Source organism: Agrobacterium sp. ST15.13.015 (assembly GCF_027871645.1).
GTDB classification, from domain to species: Bacteria; Pseudomonadota; Alphaproteobacteria; order Rhizobiales; family Rhizobiaceae; genus Agrobacterium; species Agrobacterium leguminum.
Map to the genome: position 1 here is coordinate 271,251 of NZ_JAQAHF010000005.1, position 26,982 is coordinate 298,232.

The following is a 26,982-nucleotide window of genomic DNA, read 5'->3' on the forward strand; positions in this document are numbered from 1 at the left end:
CATATGACGCTTACCGGCTTATTCTGCGGCTTCCGCTTTCGGGGCCACGGATACGAATACGCGGCCGTTGGCCTTCGTACGGAAGTTCACGTTACCTGCGGTCAGTGCGAAAATCGTGTGGTCCTTGCCGATGCCAACATTGGCGCCCGGATGCCACTGCGTGCCGCGCTGACGCAGAATAATGTTGCCTGGAATGACAGCTTCGCCGCCGAACTTCTTTACGCCAAGGCGCTTGGATTCGGAATCGCGACCGTTACGCGAGGAACCGCCAGCTTTTTTGTGTGCCATTGGAGTTCTCCTTTAAACCTTGTTTCCCGTGTCGCGCCGATCAGGCAGCAACGATGTCCGTGATGCGGACGACAGTGTGATGCTGACGATGGCCGCGCGAACGCTTGGAGTTCTGACGACGACGCTTCTTGAAGGCGATGACCTTCTTGCCGCGATTGTGCTCGACAACTTCAGCCTTGACGATGGCGCCCTTGACGAAGGGAGCACCGAACTTGGCGTCGGCGCCTTCGCCAACAACGAGAACTTCGGTGAATTCTACAGTTGCGCCTGCCTCTGCTTCCAGCTTTTCGATGGTCAGCACGGCGTCGGCCGCTACGCGGTACTGCTTACCGCCGGTCTTGATGACTGCGAACATTTTTTATCCTTTCATGTTCGTTCCGGCTCTGCCCGCAAATGCAAGCTGGCCGTCTTTTTATCAGTCGGAATAGCGGAAATCCGTCAGGACTGAACGCCCTTTTGAATGTCTGCCGGTGAAGCCGCCTTTTGAAGGGCGGAATAAACAGAAGGCGCACTACGCCATCAATTTGGGTGCCGATTACGCGAGACGCCCGTTTATGTCAAGATGACGACGGCTTGAAAAGTAACTGTAACGCCAAGAATTTCATGCTTTTTCGGCGGGTGAAGCAGTCGGGTCTCGAAATTTGTCCAGCAAGTGTTTATATGGGCCTTCCAACAAGGAGCAGAAATGGCCCGCATAGACCAGACCGACGATTGGCGGGACCGCCATGCGCCGACACTTTCCGCCTTCGAGTCGCTCGCGATCGAGGCATATGGCCACCTGCCGGAAGAATTTCGCGCGCTGACGAAAGATCTCATCATCGAGATCGCCGATTTTCCGACCGATGACGTGTTCGAAGACATGGCGCTCGAAACACCCTTCGATCTTCTCGGACTGTTCGAAGGACGCGGCATCTCCGAACGTTTCACCATGGAAACGGGTGAGATGGTGAACCGCATCACGCTTTATCGCCGTCCCATTCTCGACTACTGGGCCGAGAACGAGGAAACCCTGGGCGATATCATCACCCATGTCCTCATCCACGAGATCGGCCATCATTTCGGCCTGTCGGATGACGACATGGAGCGGATCGAAGAAAGCGCCGACGAGGCCGCCGCCGATCGCTGATCGGGGCGGCTACCGCCGCTCACTGCTCGCCGAGCTTCATATCCGGATGGTATTCCTTGCCCTCGACCACCTTGGTCACGGCCTGGCCGCAATGCATGACGCCGCTTGCGGCGTTGAAGGCGTAGCTTGGCGAACCCGCGAGTTCCCATCCCTTGTTCAGCGCCTCGGTGACCCGGTGACAGAATTTCGCGTCGTCGGGACCGGTTATGAAACGATAGACCTTCACGTCTTATTTGCCTCTCTTTGTGCGATGATATCGGCCATGGCGACCAGCCTTTCGGCCTGCCCCACATGCAGCCGCTCGATCATGCGGCCGTTCATGTTGATGACGTTCAATTCCACAGATTCGGGTTTTGCGAAAGCGGCAATGATCTCGCGGGCTTCCGCAACCGCTGCCTCGTCCGGGGCGAAGCGCCGGTTGGCCGGCTCGATCTGTGCCGGGTGGATCAGCATCTTGCCATCGAACCCCATGGCGCGACCCTGCTCACATTCGGCTTCGAAAGCGGCGATATCGCGGAAATCGTTCGAGACGCTGTCGATGACATCCAGACCATAGGCACGGGCGGCAAGCACCACCTGCATCATCCAGGGCACGAGATAAGTGCGTCCGGGAAGGGCCGACACCCTCGTTGCCTTACGCAGGTCGTTGAGCCCGATGACAAAAGCCGAAAGCCGCGCATCCGGCGTATGGGCCGCGTCAGCAATCGAGGCGGCATTCAGGACACCAAGCGGCGTTTCGATCATCGCCCAGATTTTCAGGTGCTCAGGCGCATCCGCCTCGGCCAGAAGATCGGCCACATCGTGAATATCGGCCGGCTGCTCCACCTTCGGCAAAAGAATTGCATCCGGCCGGCAGGAAAGCACAAGCTGCAAATCCGCCTTACCGTCGGGCGTGGAAAGCGGGTTGATGCGGATAATGATCTCGCCCGCTGCAAAGGGCGCTTGCGAAAACAGCTTTTGCAGATTGTCCCGCGCCTCGTCCTTCATCCCGGGCGCGACCGAATCCTCCAGATCGAGGATCACTCCGTCACAATCGAGATAGCGGATTTTTTCCAGTGCCCGGACATTGATGGCCGGCACGGAGAGCAACGAACGACGTGGTCTCACAAGAATATTTTCGGAAAAGTTGACCATGCCGCACTTGTGTCAAGCTTTTGTGACATCTGCAAGCTGACAATCCACTGAATCCTCTTGCAAGCCGGAAGAAGAAGGCCCACATTCGTCTGGATAGAAAGGTTTGGATCATGCAAGGCATACGTTCGTTTTTCATCGCCGCATCCGGCATTGCAATTCTCGCGATAGTCGCCCTTTTCACCGCGTCGCTCACGGTCGCTTTTATCGGCGTGCTCGCGGTTCTCAGTGCTGCCCGCCTGCTTTCCGCGCGTCTGAAGCCGGCCCCCATTCCGGTCAAGCCCCGTAACCAGCGCGATATGCGCGTCTGGAACGACGGCAAGGGCACGATTATCGATCTCTGAGATCGTCTCGAATCGGCAAAATGCCAGAGCGCCGCGCGCGGCGTACCGAAGAACGCGGGTTTGCGCTTCTAAAGTGATGAGTTTTGCAGTATTTCCCGGCAGAACACGTCCGGTGAGCTTTAACCAGCCCCGGATTTTGTTGAAGGGAAACACGGGAAGCGACAGATGGAAAAATTCACCAAGCTGACGGGCGTTGCCGCGCCCATGCCGGTGGTCAATATCGACACCGATATGATCATTCCGAAAGACTATCTGAAGACCATCAAGCGCACCGGCCTCGGCAAGGGCCTCTTCGCCGAGTCGCGTTATCTTGAGGATGGTTCACCCAATCCGGATTTCGTACTGAACAAGCCCGCCTACCAGAACGCCCAGATTCTTGTCGCCGGTGACAATTTTGGTTGCGGCTCTTCGCGCGAACATGCGCCATGGGCGCTTCTCGATTTTGGCATCCGCTGCGTGATCTCCACCAGCTTCGCCGACATCTTCTACAATAACTGTTTCAAGAACGGCATCCTGCCGATCGTCGTCAGTCCCGAGAACCTCGAAAAGTTGCTGGACGATGCGTCGCGCGGATCGAACGCCGTTCTCTCCGTCGATCTGGAAAATCAGGAAATCAGCGGCCCCGATGGCGGCACGATCACCTTCGAGATCGACGAATTCAAGCGTCACTGCATGCTGAACGGTCTGGACGATATCGGCCTGACGCTCGAACATTCGGGCGCCATCGACACGTTCGAAAAGGCAAACGCCTCGGTCCGCCCCTGGGCCTGACCACATTTCCGCTCTTCAAAAAAGCCGATCCCGTACCAAACAGTACCGGATCGGCTTTTGCTTTGCTTGAAAAGCCCTTGAGGCGGATATAAGAAGCCTCCGATCCCGTCCGGCTGCGACACGATTTGCCATGTGCAGGACGGAATGAGTTTGACGCCGCGCTCGCCGCAATCGAAAACCCTTCAGGATGTTTTCCGGCGCGCCGCCCAAGGAGGGTTTCTCATGACAGTCCGTTCGCTTTTCCTGCTGCCCGGTGACGGTATCGGCCCCGAAGCCATGGCCGAAGTTCGCAAGCTGATCGATTATATGAACAGCGCGCACAATGCCGGCTTCACCGTTGCGGAAGGTCTGGTCGGCGGCTCTGCCTATGATGCCCACGGCGTGGCGATTTCCGATGCGGATATGGAAAAGGCGCTTGCCGCCGATGCGATCCTGTTCGGCGCCGTCGGCGGCCCGAAATGGGATGGCGTGCCCTACGAGCACCGCCCGGAAGCCGGTCTGCTTCGTCTGCGCAAGGATCTCGAACTTTTCGCCAATCTGCGCCCCGCCATCTGCTATCCGGCGCTTGCCGCGGCCTCTTCGCTGAAGCCGGAACTGGTCGAAGGCCTCGATATCCTCATCGTCCGCGAGCTGACGGGCGGCGTTTATTTCGGTGAACCGAAGCAGATCATCGATCTCGGCAACGGCCAAAAGCGCGGCATCGACACGCAGATCTACGACACTTTCGAGATCGAGCGCATCGCCAGCGTCGCTTTCGAACTGGCCCGCACCCGCGACAACCGCGTCTGCTCGATGGAAAAGCGCAACGTGATGAAGTCAGGCGTTCTGTGGAACCAGGTGGTCACCGAAACCCATGCCGCCAAGTTCAAGGATGTTCAGCTGGAACATATGCTGGCCGATGCCGGCGGCATGCAGCTGGTGCGCAAGCCCAAGCAGTTCGACGTCATCGTCACCGACAACCTCTTCGGCGACATGCTCTCCGACGTCGCCGCCATGCTCACCGGCTCGCTCGGCATGCTGCCGTCCGCTTCGCTCGGCGCGCCTGACGCCAAGACGGGCAAGCGCAAGGCCATGTATGAGCCGGTCCACGGTTCGGCCCCGGATATTGCCGGCAAGGGCATCGCCAACCCCATCGCCATGATCGCGTCCTTCGCCATGTGCCTGCGTTACTCGTTCAACATGGTGGATGAGGCAACGAAGCTCGAAGCAGCGATCGCAAACGTGCTGGACAAGGGCATCCGCACCGCCGACATCATGGCCGAGGGCAGCCGTCAGGTCGGCACCTCTGAAATGGGCGACGCGGTTCTCGCCGAATTCAAGGCGCTTTCGGCGTAAGGCTCGACGAAACCGGTTGGGCAGGCGGCACCTTTGCCTGCCCATCTTCCTTCGGCAGAAGATGCTCATATCTTTTGTCAGTCAGCGTTTTCAGAAAGGCGACGATGGCGTCCACACGCTTGTCGTCCAGCGCCGGCGCGGATGTCAGTTCCGCCATGGCGATATTTTCAGGCACTTCCGGCGCATCCCACGTCTTACCCGTTTCCGGATTGATCTGGCGGCTCGGCTTCTTGCTTTTATATTTCACATAAAACAGCACTACCGTACGCAAATCCTTAAACACACCATTGTGCATGTAAGGACCGGTGACGGCGACATTGCGCAACGTCGGCACCTTGAACTTGCCACGCTGGGCGGTATCGCCGGCAACTTCAGGATTTTGCGCCAGACCCAGATCGACCGCGCCCGGCTTGGAGCCGTTCACGGCCCGAACCGATATATTGGCCGGAACGCCGATGTTGAAATATTTGTGGTTGGTGAAGAGGCCGTCCTCCAGGCCCTTGGCGCCGCGGATTTCATGGCAGGTATTGCAATTGGTGAATTGCGTCGAGGAGATCAGGACCCGACCCAGCTCTTCCTGATCGGTCAGCTTCTCCTCACCGCGCAGGAAGCGGTCATATTTGGAATCGAAGGTGGAGAACTCATCCGAACGCTCAAAGCTCGCCAGCGCCTTCGTCATCGCGGCATAGGCGGTGTCGTCGCTTTCAAAAACATCCTTGCCGAACTGCGTGCCGAAAGCCGCGACATAGTCCGGGTTTTCCCTGAGCCGTTTGACGACCGAGGCCTTGTCCGGCATGCCCATTTCGAGGGGATTGAGCGGCGGACCGCCCGCCTGATCTTCAAGCAGGGAGGCGCGGCCATCCCAGAACTGTCCGCCGACATATTCTCCCGCCGCATTCCTGCCGAAAGGCGGCGTGAAGCGGGCATAAGCTGCGGTCGGCGCGTTGCGGTCGCCCAGTGAAATACCATCATCGCCGAGCGATACATCCCGTCCCACCTTGTCGCTCTCCCGCGCATCGGAAAAACCGGCGGCCTGCATATGGCAGGTGGAACAGGCCATGGTGCGGTTCATCGAAAGACTGGGATCGTCGAAAAGCGCCGCACCGAGCTTTTCCAGCGTCGCATAGTCTTCACCACCATGGGCAGCCATGCCATCGACACCGGTGCCCAAGGGGGCCAGCAGAATGGATGCGGCAAGAGCAGCGGAGACAAAAAATCCGGGTTTCATCATCGGTAGGCACGCTCGATATAAATGCGCGAGAGCAGGTTCGGACCGGGAGATAACTCCGCGCGTCCATGCCCTATAAGAAATCTATAGCACTTTCCCGTAATCCAGGCCTACAAACTTTCGCAGCTTGGTCCACTTTGCCGCAGGTCCACGGGCAACACCCGGAAACGATCAACCGCCTCTGGCGATGGCGTGGAAAAAAGTCCCCGAGACAAGACCTCTCCTGCCACCGGATGGCCCGAGCGGACGACCCTGCCCGTCAGCAATCTGGGCGAAGGGCTCATCGCGGCCGGGATCGGTAACCCGCGCATAGTGGAATTCATGGCCGCGCAGAACATCACCCGCCGCGCCAAGCGGTCCGCTTGCCGCGATTGTTGCCTGCCGGTAGCCGAGATTCATCTTGCGCGTCGCAAAGCTGGTGGCATGCGACAGAAGCCCGGTCATGGAATGGGTCACGCCATCCGCATCTTCCAGCGCCTCGCCGAGCACCATGTAGCCGCCGCACTCGCCATGAACAGGCTTTGTCGCAGCAAAGCGGGCAATACCCGCCTTGAAACCAGCCGCATCCGCAAGCTTTCCGGCAAAAAGCTCGGGGTACCCGCCCGGCAGCCAGCAGATATCGCAGTTCCCGTCAGGCGCCTCATCCGCGAGCGGCGAGAACGGCACGATCTCGGCTCCCGCCGCCTGCCACTGCTTCCTGAGATGCGGATAAAGGAAAGTGAACGCCGCATCCTCTGCCAGCGCGATGCGCTGGCCGGGCGGTGCAATCGCCATGTCCACCGAGCCGGAAGGCACATTCACCGGCGCAGCGAGAGAAAGCAGGGCATCGAGATCGATGGATTTTTCCATCGCATCCGCCAGCCGTTCTATATGCGCATCGATTTCCGGATGTTCGCTGGCCTGCACCAGCCCCAGATGCCGTTCAGGCAGGATAAGCGACGGATCACGCAGCACGCAGCCGACAACGGAAAGGCCGATTTTTTCGATGGCTTCCGTGCACAGCGTCCGGTGTCTTTCGCTGCCCGCCCGGTTCAACACAACGGCTGCCATGGTAACGGCCGGATCGTAGTGAGCAAAACCATGGGCGACGGCAGCAGCCGTCTGCGACTGGCCGGACACATCCAGCACCAGCAACACGGGAATGCCGAACAGCCGCGCCAGATCCGCCGCCGAACCTGTACGATTTTCCGCAACCAGAATGCCGTCGAACAGGCCCATGGCGCTTTCGATCAGAACGAGTTCCGTATCCTCGGCCTGCTGCGAAAACAGGTGCCGCAGCAATTCCGGCCGCATGGCCCAGCTATCCAGATTAAGACCGGCTGTGCCGGTGGCGAAGGCATGGAAACCGGGATCAATGTAGTCAGGCCCGGTCTTGATGCCGCGCACCTTGATGCCGCGTCGGGCAAAGGCCCGGAGCAGACCGATAGTTACGCTGGTCTTGCCGGAACCCGAACGCGGCGCACCGATGATGATCGCCCGCGCCGTCATGAGCCGGATACTCCAAGACGCGCCCGCATCGAAACAATCTCGCCGATGACGATCAAAGCTGGCGCTTCGAAATTTTGCCTGATTGCATCGTCAGCTATGCTTTTCAGCGAGCCGATGAAAATCCGCTCCTGCGCTGTCGTTGCCGACATAATGACGGCGACCGGCGTTTTGGCGGAACGGCCACCCTGCATCAGAAGGCTGGCGATCGTGCCGATATTCTTGAGCCCCATATAAACGACGATGGGTTCGCGTGTTTTCGCCAGCGCCAGCCAGTCCAGATCCTCTTCGGTGCCCGCCGCGTGGCCCGTGGCAAGAGTTATGGCGCGGCTGATGCCGCGCATGGTGGCGGGGATGCCGGCGGAAGCGAGCGCGGTGAACGACGAGGTCATGCCCGGCAATATGCGAAATGGAATGCCGGCATGGACAAGCGCCTCCGCCTCTTCGCCGCCGCGCCCGAAAATAAAGGGATCACCGCCCTTCAGCCGCAGCACCTTTTTGCCCTGGCCGGCGAAATCGATGAGCGAAGCGGTAATATCATCCTGCGTCGCGGAGGGCTTGCCACCCCTTTTGCCCGCAAACACAATCTCCGCCTGCGGACCAAGCGCTATGACTTCGTCGCTCACCAGCGCATCGCGCACGATAATATCGGCCTGAGACAGCGCGAGCGCCACTTCCAGCGTCAGATAACGCACGTCGCCCGGCCCTGCGCCCGCGAGCCAGACGTGACCGGCCTCGAAGACCGGACCTTTTGCGGCAATGCTGTTCAAAATCTGCGCTATCGACATTCTTCTTGGCTGCTTTTTAACGATGACGGAAAAAGCCGTCCCGGCTATAGAAATTCATATGGATACGGATGGAAAGACCCTTCGCCGCGGCTGGACCACGGGCACCTGCGCGGCAGCCGCCACGAAGGCGGCCTGCGCCGCCCTTCTGACCGGCGAGTTTCCTTACCCTGTGGAGGTCGAACTTCCAAGCGGCGCGAGGCCGGCATTTTCCCTCGCCACCGAGGAAAAGCGCGAAAACTTCGCCCGCGCCGGCGTCGTCAAGGATGCGGGAGACGATCCGGATGTTACCCATGGTGCGCTGATCGAAAGCACGGTCAGACGAGGTCAACCGGGAAGCGGCATCATCTTCAAGGCTGGCAAGGGCGTCGGCACCATCACACGGCCGGGCCTGCCCCTGCCGCCGGGAGAACCCGCCATCAACCCCGTGCCGCGAAAGATGATCGAAACCGCCATTCGCGAAGTGGCCGGAGAAAGTGCCGATTTCGAGGTCGAGATTTCCGTCCGCGATGGCGAGAAACTGGCGGAAAAAACCCTGAACAGCCGGCTCGGCATCGTCGGCGGCATTTCCATCCTCGGCACCACCGGCATCGTCATTCCCTTTTCCTGCTCGGCGTGGATCCACTCCATCTGGCGCGGCATTGATGTGGCGCGTGCGACCGGCTGCACCCATGTGCTTGGCGCCACCGGCAACACCTCCGAAAAGGCCGGGCAGACGCTTTACGATCTGCCGGAAACCGCACTGATCGACATGGGCGATTTCATCGGCGGCATGCTGAAATATCTGCGCAGCCACCCGGTTGAGCGGGTGACGATTGCCGGCGGTGTCGCCAAGATGACCAAGCTCGCCCAGGGCATGCTCGATGTGCATTCCAAGAAGGGGCTGGCCGATCTCGATGCGCTGGCGGCATTGGCGACGGAGGCCGGAGGAGATGAAAATCTCGCCATTGCCATCCGTCAGGCCAACATGGTCGCACACGCCTTTGAATTGGCCGAGGGCGCGGGGATAGACCTCGGTGCGATCGTTGCGGAAAAAGCCTGGGTAACCGCCGCGGCGGCGCTGAAGACGCCGGCCATTGCGCTCGATATTCTGGTGTTCGATCGTCAGGGCGCGCTCAAGGGCCGCACCGCCTCCACGCCGTCGCATCAGCCCTTTGCATCTTCCTTCGGAGAGCGGAACCGCCGGACATAGTCGGTGCTATAAAGCGCGCTTTCGCGAAAATCTGTGGAGGCAAGTCCACGCCCGACGAAGATAAGGGCGGTCCGCTCCACCGGTTCGGCGGCGAGCTTGTCCTCAATGTCGAACAGCGTGCCGCGAATGACCCGCTCATCCGGCCAGGAAGCTCGAACGACGATGGCGACCGGGCAATCCGAACCGTAAAGCGGCATCAGCTCTTCCACCACCTTGCCGATGGCATGAATGGCGAGATGGACGGCGAGCGTTGCGCCCGTCGCACCGAAAGCCTTCAGCGTCTCACCCTCCGGCATCTTCGATGCGCGCCCGGAAATACGGGTCAGCACAAGGCTCTGCGCCACTTCCGGCACCGTCAGTTCCCGCTGCAAAGTGGCGGCCGCAGCGGCAAAGGAGGGTACGCCCGGCGTGACGGTATAATCGAGACCCAGCCGCTCCAGACGGCGGATCTGCTCGCCCATGGCGCTCCAGACGGAAAGATCACCGGAATGCAGCCGCGCCACATCCTTGCCGGCCTCTGCTGCGGCCACGAATTCCGCCTCGATCTCGTCCAGCGAAAGTGCTGCCGTATCGACGATCCGTGCACCCGGAGGGCAATAATCGATGAGCGCCCTCGGAACCAGCGACCCGGCATAAAGGCACACCGGGCAGGCGGCGATAAGATCGCGCCCGCGCACCGTGATGAGATCGGCGGCGCCCGGACCGGCGCCGATGAAATGAACCGTCATTGTTGTTCTCCATATTCGATGGCGCAGCCGCTATCGCGTGGGGCATCGTCAGTCGTTGCGATGGCCACCGTCACATCGCCAACCACAAGACGCGGCGCGACCAGCCTTGCATTCTCTCCGGCGGCGGCAAGCGCCACCGCTTCACTGACACTTGGCGAGCCGGCATGATTAAGGCTTGCCTGTGAAACTGTCATTGTTTTCGAAGCAACCGCCTCGAGCCGTTCCTGCGAGACGATTTCAAGCGACAGCGACAAGCTTTTCGCCGCCTCCACAAGACCGGCTTCATCGGCTTTGAGCGGCGCAGTCGCCAGGCATTCCGCCATCATGCCGAAAGCATGCTCCGCAGCGCGCACGGCGGCAACAACAGCATCTGAACCCGTGCCTCTGCGGCAGCCTATGCCAGCCACGGTCACCATGGCTTGGTCCAGCTCCACTGCGTCACCGGCATTGCCGGACGCCAGCCCGACATGGAGCCAACGGCCGTCACTCGCGACACATCCAGGCGGATCATCGATCCGCCGTGCCGCGCATGGGCGGCAAGCAGCACCGCCTCCATTTCCAGTGTCACCGCATTGGCAACCAGCCGCCCGCCCGGTTTCAGGGCCGCCATGGCACCCTCAAGCACGCCCGCTTCACTGCCGCCGCCACCCATGAAAATAGCATCCGGCTGAGGCAGGCCTTCAAAAGCCGCAGGCGCCGCGCCGATCATCACCTCAAGTCCCGGCACACCGAAAGCTTCGGCATTGCGGGCGATACGCTCCGCCCTTTCCGGGTGTTGTTCCATGGCGATGGCACGGAGCGAGGGATGGGACAGCATCCATTCGATGCCGATCGAACCCGAACCGGCACCGATATCCCACAGCAACTCGCCCCGCCGTGGGGCAAGAGAGGAAAGTGTCACGGCGCGGATTTCACGTTTGGTGATCTGCCCGTCATGTTCGAACAGGCTGTCATCAAGCCCACATGTGAAAGGCAGAATACGCGCACCTTCATCAGCCACGACATCAATCGCCACCACATTCAGTGCATCAATATCAGCAAACGTAAAATCAACCGCCTTGACCTGCCGCCGCTTCTCCCGCTCTCCGCCCAGGGCTTCGAGCAAAATGAATTCCGACTGGCCGAAACCCAAATCGGACAACAATTCCGCGATCAAGGCCGGGGCGTGGGCATCCGAGGTGAGCGCGATGATCCGCGCACCGCCATGAAGATACGGCCGCAGGAGATCGATGGAACGTCCGTGCAGCGAAACGCAGTCGACCGCTTGCAGCGCCCAACCGAGCCGTGCGGCAGCCAGCGAGAAAGCGGAGGGCGAGGGATAACAAACTGTCTCACCCGCATCGATACGTCGCAGAAGCGTAACACCGACGCCATAAAAGAACGGGTCGCCGGAAGCCAGCACACAAACCCGCTTGCCACGCAGCGCTACGACATCGCTCATATCCGTATCGAACGGCACCGGCCAGCGTTGTGCTTCACCACGAATGGCCGCGGCCGCCAGTTCCAGATGGCGTTTGCCGCCGAAAACCACCTCGGCCGCTTCTATCGCCTCTATCGCATTCCGGCCCAGCCCCTCTAGCCCATCCTCGCCAATGCCGACGATGGAAAGCCAGGGCTTCTCTTTCTTTTCTGTGGAAGCATCGCTCGTTCCAGAATATTCAGAAGTCATGACACGCTCCATACTCATCCTTGGCGGCACGGCGGATGCCCGCATTCTGGCCGGCAGGCTGGCCGAAGAATCCGGCTACCGAATTCTGCTCTCCATGGCCGGCCGCACGCTCTCGCCGGTCGAACAGCCGGTGCCGATGCGCAGCGGCGGTTTTGGCGGCGCGGGCGGTCTCGCGGATTTCATTCGCGCAGAGAATTTCGATATTCTGGTGGACGCCACCCATCCCTATGCGGCGAAGATTTCGGCCAATGCCATTGAGGCCGCAGGGCTTGCCAAAGTTCCGCTGGTCGTCCTTTCGCGTCCTGCCTGGCAGCGCCAGCCGGGTGACAGGTGGCGTGAGGTGGACAGCGTCGAACAGGCTGTCACCGCGCTCGGCAGCGAAGGCAGGCGCGCGTTTCTGGCGCTCGGCCGACAGGAGCTTCTTCCTTTCGAAGCCGCGCCCCAGCACAACTATCTCATCCGCAGCGTCGACCCGGTGGAGCCGCCACTGAAACTGCCGCATGCGCGCTATATTACCGCGCGCGGCCCCTTTGCGTTGGACGACGAAATCCGCATGCTGGAAGAAAACCGCATCGAGACGGTGGTCTCGAAAAACTCCGGTGGCAGCGCGAGCTATGGCAAGATCGAAGCTGCAAGACGGCTTCGCCTGCCGGTCATCATGATCGACCGGCCGCGACAGCGGAACGACGCGTCCCTGGATGGCGCGACCGTGACGGATATTGCAGCTGCGCTCACCGCCATCCACCATCAGCTCTCTCTTCTCGAAAAACGCGGCGAATAAACCAGCGGTTCTTTGCCGGAACGTTCGATCAGACGTGTTTCAACCGAGCCGACGATGATGCAGGTAGCCATATCCGCCATATCGCTCGAGGCTTCCGAAAGAGGCACGACCCGAATACGCTCATCCGCCCGGCCTGCCGCACGACCGAAAATCACCGGCACCGAACCGGGCAAATGCGCCCTCAACAGATCAAAAGCGGTACCGAGCTGGTGCGGCCGCGCCCTGCTGACGGGATTGTAGAAAGCCATCACAAAGCCTGCTTCCGCCGCCGCGATCAGCCGTTTTTCAATGATGCCCCAGGGTTTCAGATTATCCGACAGCGAAATGGCGCAGAAATCATGGCCAAGCGGCGCGCCGGCCTTTGCGGCCACGGCCAGCATGGCACTCACACCCGGCACGACGGAGAAATCGATATCGCGCCATTCAGCGGGGCCACTTTCGATCGCCTCGCAAACCGCAGCCGCCATGGCGAAAACACCGGGATCGCCGCCGGACACCACACAGACTTTGCCGCCGGAAGCCGCAAGCCGCAGCGCCTGTTCGGCGCGTGAGATTTCCTCACGATTGTCCGAAGCATGGCGGCGTTGATCGGGTCTCAACGATAGACGGTCAAGATAGGGAATATAACCGAAGAAATCCTCCGACGCCTCGACGGCGACAAGCGCCTCCGGTGTTACCTGCGCCGCACTGCCGGGGCCGAGGCCGACAACGACCAGCCTGCCCGTCATGGCGTTTCACCAGCAGAGGGTCTGGTTTTCCAGCCCGGCACCAGAACCAGCGAAAAATAGGGGGCAGGTGATGCGTCACGCTCGATGAGCCGCACCGCATGGCTGTTGGCCATGGTGCCGCGCTCGACATAAAGCGCGTGTTCAAGCTTGCCGGCCTTTTCCAGCGCCCGGCGAATCTTCGGCAGGTTGCGCCCCACCTTCATGATCACCGCGCCATCCGTGCCGGACAGACGTTCCGTCAGAACATCTTCGCCAAGCGTACCGGGAAGCACGCTCAAAATATCGTCGCCCTGCACCAGCGGCAAACCAGCCATGGACCAGCAACCGGACATGGCCGTGATGCCAGCAACGACCTCCGCCGGGTAAGATGGTGCAAGCCGCAGATGAAGGTGCATATAAGAACCATAAAACAGCGGATCGCCTTCCGACAGCACGGCGACATTGCGCCCGGCTTCGAGGTGCACAGCGATGTCTTTCGCCGACTGATCGAAAAAGGCGGCGATCGCGCCGCGATAATCGTCGCCGTTTTTATCGCTTTCGACTGTTACCGGATAGACCAGCGGCATTTCCAGCGTTCCGGGCCGGATGAAAGCTTCGACAATACCGCGACCATTGCCGCTGCTGCCTTTCTTGCAGAAGAAGGCAAGCACATCGGCATTTTCAATGGCGCGGACAGCCTTCAGCGTCAGAAGCTCGGGATCTCCGGGGCCGGTGCCGACGCCCACGAGTTTACCCTTCGGATGTTCAAAAAGAGCCGCGCTCACAGGCCAGCCCTCGCAACGGCATTGATAGCGGCAGCCGTCATGGCCGAACCGCCCATGCGTCCCTTGACGATAGCATAGGGAATGCCGAGCGAACTTGCCTCCAGCGCGTCTTTCGATTCCGCCGCACCGACAAAGCCAACCGGCATGCCGATGATGGCGGCCGGGCGCGGGGCGCCTTTTTCCAGCATCTCAAGCAAATAGAACAGTGCAGTCGGCGCATTGCCAATGGCAACGAGAGCACCATCCAGCTTCTCTGCCCACAAATCGAGTGCGGCGGCGGAGCGGGTGTTGCCGATCTTTTTCGCCAGCTCCGGCGTGCGGGCATCGCGAAGGGTGCAAACCACATCATTATCAGCCGGAAGGCGCGCGCGCGTCACGCCATGGGCAACCATTTCCGCATCGCAGAGAACAGGCTTGCCGGCTCGTAGAGCACCACGTGCCGCGGCAACAAAATCCAGTGAAAAGCGGAAATGGCTGGCCGCCTCCACCTGCCCGCAGGCGTGGATCATGCGAATGGCGATATCCGCCTGCTCTTCGGTAAAGGCGGATAAGTCCGCTTCTTCGCGAATGATGGCGAAGGAGCGCTCATAGATCGCATTGCCGTCGCGAATATAGTCATAGTCGGTCATCGGTCATCCTGTCGAAGCGCCGCACCGATCGCCTGTTTGCCCAGCCGGGCAAACAGGGTGGCGGCGTTTTCACCGGGCTTATGTTCTTTTTCGTAAAGACGGGCAAGCCGCGAAAGCGCCGTCCTCTGATGCTGAAAAGGTAAAATGCCATCCGGCAGGTCACCGGCGCGGCCCGAAATCGAAAAGGCCAGACCATCGGCGGTGCCGGAAAAAGTGAGAAGCGACGGCGCGGGGTGCGCGCAACCTTTGCCGCAGCCGGAAATATGCAGCGTGAAGGAGCCATCCAGCAACGAGGCGCATTCCCCAGACGCAAAGGCGGCCAACTCATGGGTGGGAAGAAAAGCCGAAGCGCAGCCCGGCGCGCCGGGACAGGCGGCAATGGAAGAGCGCGCGTCACCTGCCGTTGTGATGAAACCGGCCGCCCTTGCAATCTCGAGCGATCCGCCGCAGGCAGATGACGATCCAAAGAATAGCAGGCTATGGTTTGGTGCCGGCCGCAGGGCCGTGATGCCGAGGGTACCGGCCGCTTCGCAGAGATGCGACAAATCGCAGCCCCGGATTTGCCCGAAAGCAGGCGCGACGGCAATGGCGAAGCGATCCTTTCCCGTCATCATCAGCCCCAGAGGCGCAGAAGCCGCTCTGGCGTTATCATCAATCACCCGATCCAGCAGGCGATCACCGCAGATTTCTTTTATCGTCGAATGGTCCAGATCGCGGCCACGGGCAAACGGCCCTTCGCCGGCCAGATAGACGAGCAGCGACAGGACGACACCCGCCGCTATGTCCGTCTCGACCAAGCCGGCATTCAGCGCCCTGCTTTCCGCTCCACCCACGAGCAATCGCCAGACGGCCCGCCCATCAAGCGACACAGCTCTCAGGCGAATATCGGCCAGCAAATCTTCCATGGAAAGACGCCCGCCGCCATCAATGACGACAGACATTTTAGCGGCAAGCTTTTCATGGAGAGCGAGCCTGTCGACCTCTTTTCGAATCTCCGCGGCGACAGGACCACCATCGGCAATCTCCGCGTCATCCCGACCGGCGAGAGGCGACGTCTCGACCGCGAGCCCCGCACGCAGCGGCAAATCCAGGGCCAGCACATCTTTTTCCAGAGCGCCGGCGCTTTCCGGTGTCAGGCCGCGAAATTGCATGCTGCCGCGGGCGGTAATGTCGATCAATCCGTTGCCATGCCGCTCGGCAAGCTGACAAAGCACCACCATGTCACGCGGGTCGATATCCGCCTCGAAAGCGATCCGCGACAAAAAACCGTCGCCGGTGCGCATAGGAGCGGACAGGGCCGGGCAGAGGCCACGGCGGCCGAATGGCTGAACTGGATCGGCAGCGGCCATCATCACGCCTCCACCCTTTGGGGGCGCGGAAGGACCAGCATTTCAAGTTCCGCATCCACCGCGTTGCGGCGGCTGTGCCACAGCCCGCGACGGCGGGCGGATAAAAAGCGTTCGGCCATCACCTGCGCCGCCTTCGGGTTTTCCCGCAGAATGAAATCACGCACATCCTCATTGCCGAAATAGGCATCGTAAAGCGACTCGATCAACGAGGAGGACACCGCATGGGTGGTTTCGGCAAAGCCGATCAACCGGTCCACCGTCTCGAGGAATTCTGCCGCGCCGCGCGGACCGTGCCGCATCTGACCGGCAATGAAGCGGGGATTAATCGCGCGCGCGCGCACCACCCGCGTCAGCGCCTGCGTCATCGACCTTGCACGCGGGCGCGCCGGATCTGTCGTATCCAGTGCAACAATATCGGCGACGCCGCCAAGCACAGCTTTCGCGGCGGAAAAACCGCCGATGAAGGCGACATCCGAAGAACCGTCCAGAAGGTCGCGGCCCGGATCGTCACCGGTATGAACCAGAAGATCGGCGCGCCTGACCAGCTCCACGAAACCGGTATCTTCGAAAATCTCCAGCCCGTCCGCACCACCGAAAGCGTGGCTCGCCGCATCGAGATAGGCCTGCCCCAACTCCTCGCGTTCGTCCCATTTCCCGCTGGCCAGCTTTTCTTCGATACCGGCACCATAGGTGCCGGGCGCGGAGCCAAAAATGCGCGCCGGAATATGCCCGAGCGTGGCGGCCTCTTCCGCAAGCGGATTGTCGCCCGGCGCTTCCTCCCGCCGCGCAACGGCCTTGGCGGCGGCGTCGAGAAGCGCGATCAGCGCAGGGAACATGTCGCGGAACAGGCCGGAAATGCGAAAGGTGACGTCTACTCGCGGCCGCCCCAGGCTCGCCGGCGGCAGCACCTCGATGCCGGTGACCCGGCCGGTGGCGGGGTCGTGGATCGGTCTCGCCCCCATCAGATGCAGCGCCTGCGCTACATCCTCACCGCCATTGCGCAGGCTGGCGCTGCCCCACAGATCGAAAACCAGATGTTTCGGCCAGTCGCCATGGGACTGAAGATGATGGCGCAGCACCTCTTCGCCCGCCATGCGGCCCAGCTCGAACGCCGTCGGCGTCGGCATGGTGCGCGGATCGGCGGCATAGAGATTGCGGCCCGTGGGCAGCACATCGAGCCGCCCGCGCGCAGGTGCGCCGGAAGGGCCGGGGACGATATGCCGGCCATCGAGCGCGGCAAGCAGGGCAGCTTTTTCCGATTTGGCGCTTTCAAGCCTCAGAAGATCGGTCTCGTCTTTTGCACAGCGGCCAAAAACATGCTGGCCGTCCTTGATGGCGAAATCCTTGAGGTCGCAGAGAAAGGCGTCGATGCGTGAGAGAGCCGCATCGGCATCATCCTTCGCAGCCACGCCCGCTTCCGCCGCAAGCCCGGTCTCCAGCGCTTTTTCGACGATCAGTTTCGCCAGCCGATCACGCCGGCGGCGATCCAGCCCATCCGCCTGCGCATATTCATCGACCAGCTGCTCCAGCGCCGACTGTTCCGGCGAAAGCCCGGCATTGACCAGCACAGGTGGGACATGGCCGATGGTCACGGCCGCGATCCGCCGTTTTGCTACCGCCGCCTCGCCCGGATTGGAAACGATGAAAGGATAGACGACCGGCAGCGAGCCGGTGACGATCTCGGGAAAACAATTGCGGGAAAGCGCCACCGTTTTGCCGGGCAGCCATTCCAGCGTGCCGTGCGCGCCAACATGCACGATGGCATGCGCACCCGCAATGCGCTGCATCCATGCACCGAAGGCAACAAGCGCGTGGCGCGGCGGCAGGGCAGGGTCGTGGTAGTCCACCCGGCGATCCTCATTGCGGCCCCTGTCCGGCGCAAGCGTCACGAACACTTCGCCGAAACGGGCGGCGCGGAACCGGAATGCGCCGTCAATGAGTGCATCGTCATCGGTTGCCACGCCCCATGTTGCGTTTACGGATGCGGTGGATGCCGGCGGCAGGGCGGAGAAAAAAGCCTCGTAGGTGGAAAGATCAATTGCCGCTTCCTGCTGTTCGACACAGTCGAGCAGCGCCCGCGCGGTCTTAGGAATATCCTTGACCGTATAACCGGCCCCGGCAAGATCGTGCAGCATTTCGAGAACGCTTTGCGGCACATCGAGACCGACGGCATAACCGGTTCGCCCGGGTGCCGCACCGGGATAATCGGGCATCAGAATGACGATGCGGCGATCCCGTGGAAGGGCATTCCTCAGCCGCAGGAAAGCGGCGATGCGATTTGCCACCTGCTCGACGCGATCAGCCTCGGGTACATTGAGCAAACTCGCGCCGCCATCCACGCGCGCCTGTTTGAAAGAAATCGCACCGGCGAGAATCCGGCCATCCAGTTCCGGCAGGACGACATGCATGGCAAGATCGGAAGGATTGAGACCCCGCGCGTTTTCCGCCCATCCGTCCCGCCGCGTCGTCGCCATCACCACCTGAAACACCGGCACGCCGAGACGGTCGAACAGCGTTGTGTCATTGTCATCCGTCTGGCTGGCGAAGGCGGTGGCGGCAATGATGGCGGCGGGCTTCAGATCGGGAAGAACCGTTTCGAGAAAACGGATCGCCTCGCCATCCTTCAGACCACTGACAAAAATCGGCAAGGGTGCAAAACCGCGCTGCGAGAGCGCCTCGAAAAGCGCATCCACCGGTGCTGCATCTGCCGCCAGAAGCATGGAACGATAAAACAGAATGGGCAGAACGGGCGCACCGTCGGGAAAACCCGGGCACGCTAGCGCCCTATCCACAACGCCCCTGCCGGGCCGGTAAAAACCGGCTTTCGGCAGCGGTTCGGCTTCAATATCCGGCCATGCCTCGCCCCTTGCAAGAGCGGCGAGACCAAGGGCAAGCCGATCCATATTCTCCTGCCCGCCCTCACGGAAGAAGGAGAGGACCGAGGCCAAAATCCGCCGATCGACGGTCGAGGCCGCTTCCAGTTTCTCGTCCCTTTCGCTGCACTCACCCGGCAAAAGCAGAAGCTTGATGCCGCGCCTGCGCGCAAGAATGGAAAGCTGATCGACACCGTAACGCCAGCGTTCCGCACCACCGAGAATCCGGATAAGAATAACCCTGGCATGTTCTGCCGTCTTTTCGATCCAGAGATCGACCGACATGGGATGTCGAAGCTCGGAGAGGTTGGCGGCTGACACGGAGGGGAGCGCAACCTGTGTTCGCCGCCAGGCCTGTTCCAAGCCGGCCAGATCGCTTGCCGAAAAAGACAGCACCACCACATCCGACCGGGGCTGGTTGAGATCAACCGGCTCGATCAGGTCGTCCAGAGACGAGGATGTGGTGGCGAGGATGTGCATCGTCAGGCGGCCAGCATCTGTTCGATCTTTTCGCGGTTGATGCCCTTTTCCCCGATGACGACGAGGCGGCTGCGGCGTTCCTCACCCGCAGCCCAGGGCCGGTCGTAATAATGGTTGACGCGGCTGCCGACAGCCTGCACCTGCAGCCGCATAGGCTTTGCGGAAACCTCGATAAAGCCCTTGATGCGCAGGACATTTTCCGCAGCCGCCGTCTCGGCGATACGGGCTGCCAGCGCGTCCGGATCGGTCACGGCCGGCAGATCGATGACGAAGCTGTCGAAATCGTCATGCTCGTGGTCGAGTTCACCGTCATGGTGGGTACGGCGGTTTTCGATGTCCTCTTCCACCGCAAGGCCAAGGCCGATCAGCACGGCGGGTTCGATGGCGCCATTGGAGGCCACGACGATCTTTGCCGCCTTCGGCAGATGTTCGAGAACATGCGCCTTGGCCTTGTTGAGGCCGGCATCGTCAAGAAGATCGGCCTTTGTCAGCACGATAAGATCGGCGCAGGCGACCTGATCCTCGAAAACCTCTTCGACCGGGTCATCGTGATCGAGCGCCTCGTCATTGGCCCGCTGGGCGGCGAGTGCTTCCATGTCGTGCGCCACCTGTCCTTCAGCAAGGGCGGCGCCATCCACCACGGCCACGACGGCATCCACCGTCACGCGGCTCTTGATCGCCGGCCACTGGAAGGCCTGCACCAGCGGCTTCGGCAGGGCGAGGCCCGAGGTTTCGATGAGGATATGCTCCACCTTCGGCTGACGGCTCAGAATCTGTTCGATGGCGGGCTGGAAATCATCCGCCACCGTGCAGCAGATGCAGCCATTGGCCAGTTCGACAATGTTTTCTTCCGGGCAGCTTTCAATACCGCAACCTTTGAGAATCTCGCCATCGATGCCGATATCGCCGAATTCGTTGACGATGATCGCCAGCCGCTTGCCGTCCAGCTTTTCGAGAAGGCCGCGCAGCAGCGTGGTTTTGCCAGCCCCCAGAAAGCCGGTGACGATGGTGCAGGGAACGCGGTCCAGAAGGGTGCTCATGATCTCTCCTCGGTAAAATCGAATGGGGGAATGCGCGCCACCATGCCGCGCTTTAAGGGTTCGGGGCGGCCGCGCCAGGGCATCAGGCCGTCGGGGGCGGCAGCCAGCAGCCGCGCACCGGTCAGCAAATCTTCCGCATCACCGGTCGTCAGCCCGCCGAAGACATAGGACCAGCCATTGGCGCTGCGCAGCACGGCACTAAGCCCGCGCTTGCAATTGGCGAGGCAGTTGACGGAACGAACGGTGACGCCCGTTTCCTCCGCCTTTGCGAGGACGGCATCGGCGAAACGCGAACCGGGGCGCGGTTCGGCATTGGGATCGGCTTCATCGCGACAGCTTCTGCAAACGAAGACGGTCACGCCGGACGCCGTTTCGTCCTGCGTGTTTCCGCCTGCACATGAAGATGTTGCTGAAATATCCAAACCGTATCGCTTCCCGCGCCTTGCAAAAAATCTCGGGGGTGCGGATGTCGAATACGGTATGCGGACAGGCGCAAACCGGATGTTCGATCTAACCGACTGACCGGAGCACCCCGCCCGGCAGACGTTTTTCCTGAAACGGCAGGTCTCCTGGCTCGCGGCTTTACACCCTGACACCGCCTTCCCGAACCCGTTGAGGTGTCCAGTGGCTTTACGGTGCGGGCTTACCGCTTACAGTTGCGGGGGCAGCCACGGAATGACCCGGTAGTCGGGCTGGAACCGTGTTCCCTCTTAGCTTTTCCCGTTGCCGGGAAAAGACCGTCAGTTCGTTACCCTTAGGCTGAACGGGCGTGGGGGTCAATGCCGCGGCCCCGTGGCCCGCACATTGCTGGGTGCGGCAAATTGGGTATAGTCGCCGCTCCGAATGGCGGGGGCACCGGGTCCCGCGCCGCTGGATGAAAAGGAAAACGCGATGACACGCGACATCAGCGACAGCGAAGCCGAACGTCACCGGCAGAAAATGGTCAACCGCAAGACGGTGCAGGACGCCGAAGTTGCGGAAAAGACCATCGAAAAAGGTCTGCTGATGATCAATACCGGTCCCGGCAAGGGCAAATCCACCGCCGCATTCGGCCTTGCCCTGCGCATGCTCGGCACCGGGCGGCGGGTCGGCGTCGTTCAATTCATCAAGGGCGCATGGTCGACGGGAGAACAGCAGGCGCTGACTTTGTTCGGCGACAGGGTCGTGTGGCGCACCATGGGCGAGGGGTTCACCTGGGACACGCAGGATTTGAAACGCGACATCTCAGCGGCGGCAAAGGCCTGGGAAGAAGCCAAAATCCTGATGGCCGACGAGACCATCGGCCTGCTGATCCTCGATGAGCTGAACATCGCACTCCGTTACGATTACCTGCCGCTGGAGGACGTGGTCGAAACGCTTTCCAGCCGCAGGCCCGATCTGCATGTCATCGTCACCGGCCGCAATGCCAAGCAACCGCTCATCGACGCGGCCGATATGGTGACGGAAATGACCCTCGTGAAACATCACTTCAAGGCGGGCGTAAAGGCGCAGGCAGGGATAGAATTCTGATATGGCTGCACGCGTGCTGATGTTTCAGGGAACCGGCTCGGATGTCGGCAAATCGCTGATGGTTGCCGGCCTTGCCCGCGCCTTCGTCAGGCGCGGCCTGTCCGTCATGCCGTTCAAACCGCAGAACATGTCGAACAATGCGGCGGTGACCGCCGATGGCGGCGAGATTGGCCGCGCGCAGGCGCTGCAGGCTCGCGCAGCGGGCGTGCCGCTTTCCGTGCATATGAACCCGGTGCTCCTGAAGCCACAGAGCGAGACCGGCGCCCAGGTGGTGGTGCAGGGCAAGATCGCCGGCAATGCCAAAGCGGCCGATTATCAGCACATGAAGGCCGGGCTGATGCCGCGTGTGCTCGAAAGCTTCAACCGCCTGAAACAACAGGCCGATCTGGTGCTGGTGGAAGGCGCGGGCAGCGCTTCCGAAATCAACCTGCGTGCCAATGACATCGCCAATATGGGTTTTGCCAGAGCTGCGGACGCGCCTGTGATACTGATCGGCGATATCGACCGGGGCGGCGTCATCGCCAGCCTTGTCGGCACGAAAGCCGTACTCGAAGCTGAAGACGCGGCGATGATCGAAGGTTTTATCGTCAATCGCTTTCGCGGGGATCCGGCCCTGTTTTCAGACGGCATGCGAATAATTGCGGAAAAAACCGGCTGGGCCTCTATCGGGCTCCTGCCGCATTTTTCCGATGCCGCGAAGCTGCCGGCTGAAGATGCTCTCGGGCTTTCCGGCCCGGCTGAACGGAAACCTGGCGCGAAGATCCGCATCGCCGTACCGATCCTGCCGCATATTTCCAATTTCGATGATCTCGATCCGCTGGACATGGAACCGGATGTCGAACTGATCCGCGTGCGGCCGGGCGAAACCATTCCCGCCGACTGCCGGCTGGTGCTGCTTTGCGGCTCGAAAGCCACCATCGCCGATCTTGCCGTGCTGAAAAATACGGGGCTCGACATTGATATCAAGGCGCATGTGAGACGCGGCGGCCATGTTCTGGGCCTCTGCGGCGGCTACCAGATGCTTGGAAAAACCGTTGCCGATCCCGAAGGCATCGAAGGACCGCCGGCAACAGTCGACGGGCTCGGCCTGCTGGATGTCGACACTGTTCTGACGGGCAACAAAAGGCTGGTTTCCGTTACAGGGAGAAGTTTCGACGGAATTGATTTATCCGGCTATGAAATGCATGTCGGTGAAACCACGAGCGGAACCGACAGCCTGCCGTTTTCAAAAATTGATGGGCATGAAGACGGCGCTGTGTCGCCTGACGGCCGCATCTTCGGCACTTATATTCACGGCCTGTTTTCAGATGACCGCCAACGCAGCGCGTGGCTTGAGCGGCTTGGCGGACAGAACACGGAACTGAACTACGATGGACAGGTGGACGCCGTTCTTGATCGCCTCGCAGCGCATATGGAACAGCACCTCGATCTCGACCGTCTGCTTGCTATAGCGCGATAAGGATCGCCAGAAGTCCCAGCAGGCCGATCAACAACAGGTCGGCAACCCGCGCAAGCCCCAGCGCCGTGCGAATATCGCCGGCGACCAGCGCCGACCTGCCGCCTTCGCCCATGAAACGCGCCTCGATCATCTGCCCGCCATAGGAGCGCGGCCCTGCGAGCGCAAAGCCGAGAGCGCCGGCCAGCGCCGCCTCCGGCCAGCCGGCATTGGGAGAACGGTGATGATGGGCATCGCGACGTATCGCGGCAATGGCCCCGCCGGGTGATGCACCCTTAACAAAAAACGCGGCAACCACGAAAAGACCGCCGCTCAGCCGTGAGGCCGGCAGATTGACCAGATCGTCCAGCCGGGCGGAGGCCCAGCCGAAGGCCTCATGGCGGGGTGAGCGATGACCGATCATGCTGTCGGCCGTATTGATCGCCTTGTAAGCCGCACCGCCCGGCAGCCCCAGGAGACCGAGCCAGAAGGCGGGCGCGACGATGCCGTCGGAAAAATTCTCTGCCAGACTTTCGATGGCCGCCCTGCAGATTGCCGCCTCGTCCAGCTTTTGCGGATCGCGCCCGACGATCATCGATACCGCCTTACGGCCACCTTCCACACCCTCGCGTTCCAGCGCAGTGGCGACAGCCTCCACATGCTGCTCGAGACTTTTCTGCGCCGGGAGCGAAGCGCCAAGCACGGCGACCAGCAAAAGGCCGAAGGGCAGGAAAAGCAGAACGGATTGCACTAACCATGCGACAAACAGCGTGAGCCCGACAAAAACAACGAGGGCCGCCACCCCTGCCCCCTTGCGCTGTGAAAATGACGCGCTCTCCCGGTTCCATTTTTTGTCCAGCAGCGCGATAAGCGAACCGATCCAGGTGACGGGATGGCCGATGCGTTTGAACAGCCAGTCCGGATAGCCGGTCAGGCGTTCGATGACGAGCGACAGGAAAGCGAGAGCAAAGAACATGGGCGAGACAGTACCAGAAAAGGCGAAAGCTGCGATCCGTCACGGCGGCAATCTCGGCAGGGCGCGTCTGCTGTTTCCTGAAGCGCCGGAACCATGGATCGACCTTTCGACCGGGATCAATCCGCACTCCTATCCTCATTCGCCGATCCCCGCCAGCGCATTCGCCCGCCTGCCGGAACCGGACGCCGCCGAAGAATTGAAACATCTGGCCGCAACCCATTTCCGTGCGCCCTCCGCCCGGCTTGTGGCGCTTTCTCCCGGCACCCAGATGCTGATGCCATTGCTGGCCCAGATCGCTATCGCCCGCGGGGCCAAGAGCGGCGCAGTACTTTCACCAGCCTACGCGGAACATGCCCGGACCGCACGCTTGGCCGGACTGGCTATGACCGAGGTGGAAAACATCGAGGCGATGTCGGCTCACGACTATGCCGTGGTGGTCAATCCCAATAATCCCGATGGTCGCATCACGGATCGCGCCACATTGTTGTCGCTGGCCGACGCCATGCGCCGCAAGGGCGGACTGCTCGTCGTGGACGAAGCATTCATAGAGACGGGACTTGCCGAAAGCCTCGCAGATGCCGCCGGTCAGGAGGCGCTGGTGGTCCTGCGCTCCTTCGGCAAGTTTTACGGCATGGCGGGCGTTCGGCTGGGTTTCGCGATTGCGCAGCCCGATATCGCTGCTGAACTTGAGGCAAGGCTCGGCCCCTGGGCGGTTTCCGGCCCGGCGCTGCACATCGCGGTGCAGGCTCTGGCGGATGGGAAATGGCAATCATCCATGCGTCTGCACCTTGCCGAAGACGCCCGGCGCATGAACGCCATGCTGGAGAAAGCGGGGCTGGCAATTGCCGGTGGCACAACGCTGTTTACTCTGGTGCGGGATACACGCGCCGCAGACCTGTTCAGCCATCTTGGCCGACACGGTATTCTGGTCCGCATTTTTGATGAAAGGCCGAACGACATGCGTTTCGGCCTTCCCGGTAGCGAAACGGAGTGGCAGCGGCTCGAGGAGGCGCTGTCATCCTTTGACTATTCCTCGAAGGTATAGGTCTCAATCGACTCCGGCTTCATTTCGATGGAGAAGCCCGGCAGTTTCGGCGGCATGTAAGCGGCATTTCTGATATCGCAGGGCTCGATGAAATGCTCGTGCAGGTGGTCGACATATTCGATCACGCGGCCTTCCTTCGTGCCTGATACGACCAGATAGTCGATCATCGACAGATGCTGCACATATTCGCAAAGGCCGACGCCGCCGGCATGCGGCCACACCGGCAGGCCGTATTTCGCGGCGATCAGCAGCACCGCCAGCACCTCGTTCAGCCCACCCATGCGGCAGCTGTCGATCTGCACCACATCGATGGCGCCCTCGGCGATGAACTGCTTGAACATGATGCGGTTCTGGCACATTTCACCGGTCGCCACCTTAACGGACCCGATGGCCGCACGGATCTTGCGATGACCGGCAATGTCGTCCGGGCTGGTCGGCTCCTCGATGAAGAATGGCTTGGCGAAGGCGAGCTTCTTCACCCAGTCGATTGCCTGATCCACTTCCCATACCTGGTTGGCGTCGATCATCAGGTAACGGTCGGGACCGATCACCTCACGGGCAATGGTGAGGCGGCGGATGTCGTCTTCCAGATCGCGGCCAACCTTCATCTTCACATGGTTGAATCCGGCATCGATGGCTTCCTGGCAAAGGCGGCGCAGCTTGGCGTCGTCATAACCGAGCCAGCCGGCAGAGGTCGTGTAGCAGGCATAACCTTCGCTCTTCAGCGTCTCGATACGTTCCTTCTTGCCGCTTTCGGCTTTTTTGAGGATCGCAAGCGCATCGTCCCGGGTCAGCACGTCAGTCAGATAACGATAGTCGACGATATCGGCGATTTCTTCCGGGCTCATATCGGCAACGAGCTGCCAGACCGGCTTGCCCGCCTTCTTGGCCAACAAATCCCACACGGCATTGACGACGGCGCCGGTTGCGAGATGCATCGCACCCTTGTCCGGCCCGATCCAGCGCAGCTGGCTGTCGCTGGTCAGATGCCGCCAATATTTGCCGGGGTGCTCGGTGACGGTGGCAAGATCGGTGCCAACGACCAGATGACGCATCGCTTCGATGGCCATGCAGCAGATGTCGTTACCGCGGCCGATGGTGAAGGTCAGCCCGTGGCCTTTGAGACCCGGCTCATCGGTATCGAGAATGACATAAGCCGCCGAATAATCCGGGTCGGGGTTCATCGCATCCGAACCGTCGAGGCTCTGAGAGGTCGGAAAACGCAGGTCGAAAACACGCAGATCAGTAATTTTGGTCATGGCCGTTCACTCGCGGTCAGTGTCAAAGGAAA

At 61.1% G+C, this 26,982-nt stretch carries 28 protein-coding genes and 1 riboswitch; of the genes, 9 read left to right on the top strand and 19 right to left on the bottom strand.

The window, feature by feature from the left end:
* Positions 1-18 precede the first annotated feature (18 nt).
* Positions 19-288 (bottom strand): 50S ribosomal protein L27, encoded by a 270-nt coding sequence (gene rpmA, locus PIB16_RS10415; protein ID WP_003492686.1) that lies wholly within the window; start codon positions 286-288, stop codon positions 19-21.
* Positions 289-328: 40 nt separating this feature from the next.
* A complete protein-coding gene (gene rplU, locus PIB16_RS10420) occupies positions 329-643 on the bottom strand; it encodes a 50S ribosomal protein L21 (protein ID WP_003492690.1) in 315 nt (104 codons plus the stop codon).
* Positions 644-973: 330 nt separating this feature from the next.
* Between rplU and PIB16_RS10425 the strand changes: the two genes are divergently transcribed.
* Positions 974-1,414, top strand: a complete 441-nt coding sequence (locus PIB16_RS10425; protein WP_003520258.1) for a metallopeptidase family protein — start codon at positions 974-976, stop codon at positions 1,412-1,414.
* Between the two features lie 19 nt (positions 1,415-1,433).
* On the opposite strand, the gene PIB16_RS10430 is transcribed toward PIB16_RS10425, so the two are convergent.
* Both PIB16_RS10430 and PIB16_RS10435 read right to left on the bottom strand, forming a co-directional pair.
* On the bottom strand, positions 1,434-1,640 hold the full coding sequence (locus PIB16_RS10430) for a DUF1737 domain-containing protein (protein ID WP_003505258.1): 207 nt from the start codon (positions 1,638-1,640) through the stop codon (positions 1,434-1,436).
* A complete protein-coding gene (locus PIB16_RS10435; protein WP_271045569.1) occupies positions 1,637-2,548 on the bottom strand; it encodes an HpcH/HpaI aldolase/citrate lyase family protein in 912 nt (303 codons plus the stop codon). The genes PIB16_RS10430 and PIB16_RS10435 overlap by 4 nt, the downstream gene beginning before the upstream one ends.
* A gap of 110 nt (positions 2,549-2,658) precedes the next feature.
* Between PIB16_RS10435 and PIB16_RS10440 the strand changes: the two genes are divergently transcribed.
* From PIB16_RS10440 to leuB, 3 genes are all read left to right on the top strand, one after another.
* Positions 2,659-2,889: a hypothetical protein gene (locus tag PIB16_RS10440; protein WP_020809819.1), complete on the top strand. Its 231-nt coding sequence runs from the start codon at positions 2,659-2,661 to the stop codon at positions 2,887-2,889.
* Positions 2,890-3,054: 165 nt separating this feature from the next.
* Positions 3,055-3,660 carry a 3-isopropylmalate dehydratase small subunit gene (gene leuD, locus PIB16_RS10445; RefSeq protein ID WP_271045570.1) on the top strand — a complete coding sequence of 202 codons (606 nt, stop codon included), beginning with the start codon at positions 3,055-3,057 and terminating at the stop codon, positions 3,658-3,660.
* Positions 3,661-3,882: 222 nt separating this feature from the next.
* Positions 3,883-4,995, top strand: a complete 1,113-nt coding sequence (leuB, locus tag PIB16_RS10450; RefSeq protein ID WP_065657028.1) for a 3-isopropylmalate dehydrogenase — start codon at positions 3,883-3,885, stop codon at positions 4,993-4,995.
* On the opposite strand, the gene PIB16_RS10455 is transcribed toward leuB, so the two are convergent.
* The 3 genes from PIB16_RS10455 to cobA all read right to left on the bottom strand — a co-directional run bounded on the left by PIB16_RS10455 (position 4,976) and on the right by cobA (position 8,496).
* Positions 4,976-6,226 (bottom strand): cytochrome-c peroxidase, encoded by a 1,251-nt coding sequence (locus PIB16_RS10455; protein WP_271045571.1) that lies wholly within the window; start codon positions 6,224-6,226, stop codon positions 4,976-4,978. The genes leuB and PIB16_RS10455 overlap by 20 nt on opposite strands.
* A gap of 168 nt (positions 6,227-6,394) precedes the next feature.
* Positions 6,395-7,711, bottom strand: a complete 1,317-nt coding sequence (locus PIB16_RS10460) for a cobyrinate a,c-diamide synthase (RefSeq protein WP_271045572.1) — start codon at positions 7,709-7,711, stop codon at positions 6,395-6,397.
* Positions 7,708-8,496: a uroporphyrinogen-III C-methyltransferase gene (gene cobA / locus PIB16_RS10465; protein ID WP_271045573.1), complete on the bottom strand. Its 789-nt coding sequence runs from the start codon at positions 8,494-8,496 to the stop codon at positions 7,708-7,710. Before cobA ends, PIB16_RS10460 begins: the two co-directional genes overlap by 4 nt.
* 58 nt (positions 8,497-8,554) lie before the next feature.
* Between cobA and PIB16_RS10470 the strand changes: the two genes are divergently transcribed.
* Positions 8,555-9,685, top strand: coding sequence for a cobalt-precorrin-5B (C(1))-methyltransferase (locus PIB16_RS10470; protein ID WP_271045574.1), 1,131 nt, complete (start codon positions 8,555-8,557; stop codon positions 9,683-9,685).
* Here PIB16_RS10470 and cobM read toward each other — a convergent pair.
* The 3 genes from cobM to cbiE are packed head-to-tail and all read right to left on the bottom strand — an operon-like array spanning position 9,640 to position 12,082.
* Positions 9,640-10,413 (bottom strand): precorrin-4 C(11)-methyltransferase, encoded by a 774-nt coding sequence (cobM, locus tag PIB16_RS10475; protein WP_174036615.1) that lies wholly within the window; start codon positions 10,411-10,413, stop codon positions 9,640-9,642. The genes PIB16_RS10470 and cobM overlap by 46 nt on opposite strands.
* The gene (locus PIB16_RS10480) at positions 10,410-10,829 is read right to left on the bottom strand and encodes a cobalamin biosynthesis protein (RefSeq protein WP_162934139.1); all 420 of its coding nucleotides are present in this window, start codon (positions 10,827-10,829) and stop codon (positions 10,410-10,412) included. Before PIB16_RS10480 ends, cobM begins: the two co-directional genes overlap by 4 nt.
* Entirely contained in the window at positions 10,823-12,082 is a 1,260-nt protein-coding gene (gene cbiE / locus PIB16_RS10485) for a precorrin-6y C5,15-methyltransferase (decarboxylating) subunit CbiE (RefSeq protein ID WP_271045575.1), read from the bottom strand. Before cbiE ends, PIB16_RS10480 begins: the two co-directional genes overlap by 7 nt.
* Here cbiE and PIB16_RS10490 point away from each other — a divergent pair.
* The gene (locus PIB16_RS10490; protein WP_271045576.1) at positions 12,081-12,863 is read left to right on the top strand and encodes a cobalt-precorrin-6A reductase; all 783 of its coding nucleotides are present in this window, start codon (positions 12,081-12,083) and stop codon (positions 12,861-12,863) included. The two genes, cbiE and PIB16_RS10490, sit on opposite strands and share 2 nt — an antisense overlap.
* Here PIB16_RS10490 and PIB16_RS10495 read toward each other — a convergent pair.
* Genes PIB16_RS10495 through PIB16_RS10525 form a run of 7 tightly spaced genes read right to left on the bottom strand, consistent with a single transcriptional unit; the run spans position 12,830 to position 21,148 of the window.
* On the bottom strand, positions 12,830-13,591 hold the full coding sequence (locus PIB16_RS10495; RefSeq protein WP_271045577.1) for a precorrin-3B C(17)-methyltransferase: 762 nt from the start codon (positions 13,589-13,591) through the stop codon (positions 12,830-12,832). The two genes, PIB16_RS10490 and PIB16_RS10495, sit on opposite strands and share 34 nt — an antisense overlap.
* Positions 13,588-14,355, bottom strand: a complete 768-nt coding sequence (locus PIB16_RS10500) for a precorrin-2 C(20)-methyltransferase (protein WP_271045578.1) — start codon at positions 14,353-14,355, stop codon at positions 13,588-13,590. Before PIB16_RS10500 ends, PIB16_RS10495 begins: the two co-directional genes overlap by 4 nt.
* On the bottom strand, positions 14,352-14,984 hold the full coding sequence (locus PIB16_RS10505; protein WP_271045579.1) for a precorrin-8X methylmutase: 633 nt from the start codon (positions 14,982-14,984) through the stop codon (positions 14,352-14,354). The genes PIB16_RS10500 and PIB16_RS10505 overlap by 4 nt, the downstream gene beginning before the upstream one ends.
* Positions 14,981-16,336 carry a precorrin-3B synthase gene (gene cobG, locus PIB16_RS10510; RefSeq protein WP_271045580.1) on the bottom strand — a complete coding sequence of 452 codons (1,356 nt, stop codon included), beginning with the start codon at positions 16,334-16,336 and terminating at the stop codon, positions 14,981-14,983. The genes PIB16_RS10505 and cobG overlap by 4 nt, the downstream gene beginning before the upstream one ends.
* Positions 16,336-19,686: a cobaltochelatase subunit CobN gene (cobN, locus tag PIB16_RS10515; RefSeq protein WP_271045581.1), complete on the bottom strand. Its 3,351-nt coding sequence runs from the start codon at positions 19,684-19,686 to the stop codon at positions 16,336-16,338. Before cobN ends, cobG begins: the two co-directional genes overlap by 1 nt.
* Positions 19,687-19,688: 2 nt before the next feature.
* Positions 19,689-20,726, bottom strand: coding sequence for a cobalamin biosynthesis protein CobW (cobW, locus tag PIB16_RS10520; RefSeq protein WP_142844442.1), 1,038 nt, complete (start codon positions 20,724-20,726; stop codon positions 19,689-19,691).
* A complete protein-coding gene (locus tag PIB16_RS10525; RefSeq protein WP_078052285.1) occupies positions 20,723-21,148 on the bottom strand; it encodes a DUF1636 family protein in 426 nt (141 codons plus the stop codon). The genes cobW and PIB16_RS10525 overlap by 4 nt, the downstream gene beginning before the upstream one ends.
* Before the next feature lie 120 nt (positions 21,149-21,268).
* Positions 21,269-21,483, bottom strand: a riboswitch (cobalamin riboswitch).
* 134 nt (positions 21,484-21,617) lie between these two features.
* Here PIB16_RS10525 and cobO point away from each other — a divergent pair.
* Both cobO and PIB16_RS10535 read left to right on the top strand, forming a co-directional pair.
* Positions 21,618-22,235, top strand: a complete 618-nt coding sequence (gene cobO, locus PIB16_RS10530) for a cob(I)yrinic acid a,c-diamide adenosyltransferase (RefSeq protein ID WP_271045582.1) — start codon at positions 21,618-21,620, stop codon at positions 22,233-22,235.
* Position 22,236: 1 nt separating this feature from the next.
* Complete coding sequence (locus PIB16_RS10535; protein WP_271045583.1) at positions 22,237-23,694, top strand: cobyric acid synthase; 1,458 nt, start codon at positions 22,237-22,239, stop codon at positions 23,692-23,694.
* Here PIB16_RS10535 and cbiB read toward each other — a convergent pair.
* Entirely contained in the window at positions 23,681-24,646 is a 966-nt protein-coding gene (gene cbiB, locus PIB16_RS10540) for an adenosylcobinamide-phosphate synthase CbiB (RefSeq protein WP_271045584.1), read from the bottom strand. The genes PIB16_RS10535 and cbiB overlap by 14 nt on opposite strands.
* Between cbiB and cobD the strand changes: the two genes are divergently transcribed.
* Positions 24,645-25,691: a threonine-phosphate decarboxylase CobD gene (gene cobD / locus PIB16_RS10545; protein WP_271045585.1), complete on the top strand. Its 1,047-nt coding sequence runs from the start codon at positions 24,645-24,647 to the stop codon at positions 25,689-25,691. The two genes, cbiB and cobD, sit on opposite strands and share 2 nt — an antisense overlap.
* Here the strand turns inward: cobD and PIB16_RS10550 are convergent.
* Complete coding sequence (locus tag PIB16_RS10550; protein ID WP_271045586.1) at positions 25,673-26,950, bottom strand: L-fuconate dehydratase; 1,278 nt, start codon at positions 26,948-26,950, stop codon at positions 25,673-25,675. The two genes, cobD and PIB16_RS10550, sit on opposite strands and share 19 nt — an antisense overlap.
* Positions 26,951-26,982: the final 32 nt, after the last annotated feature.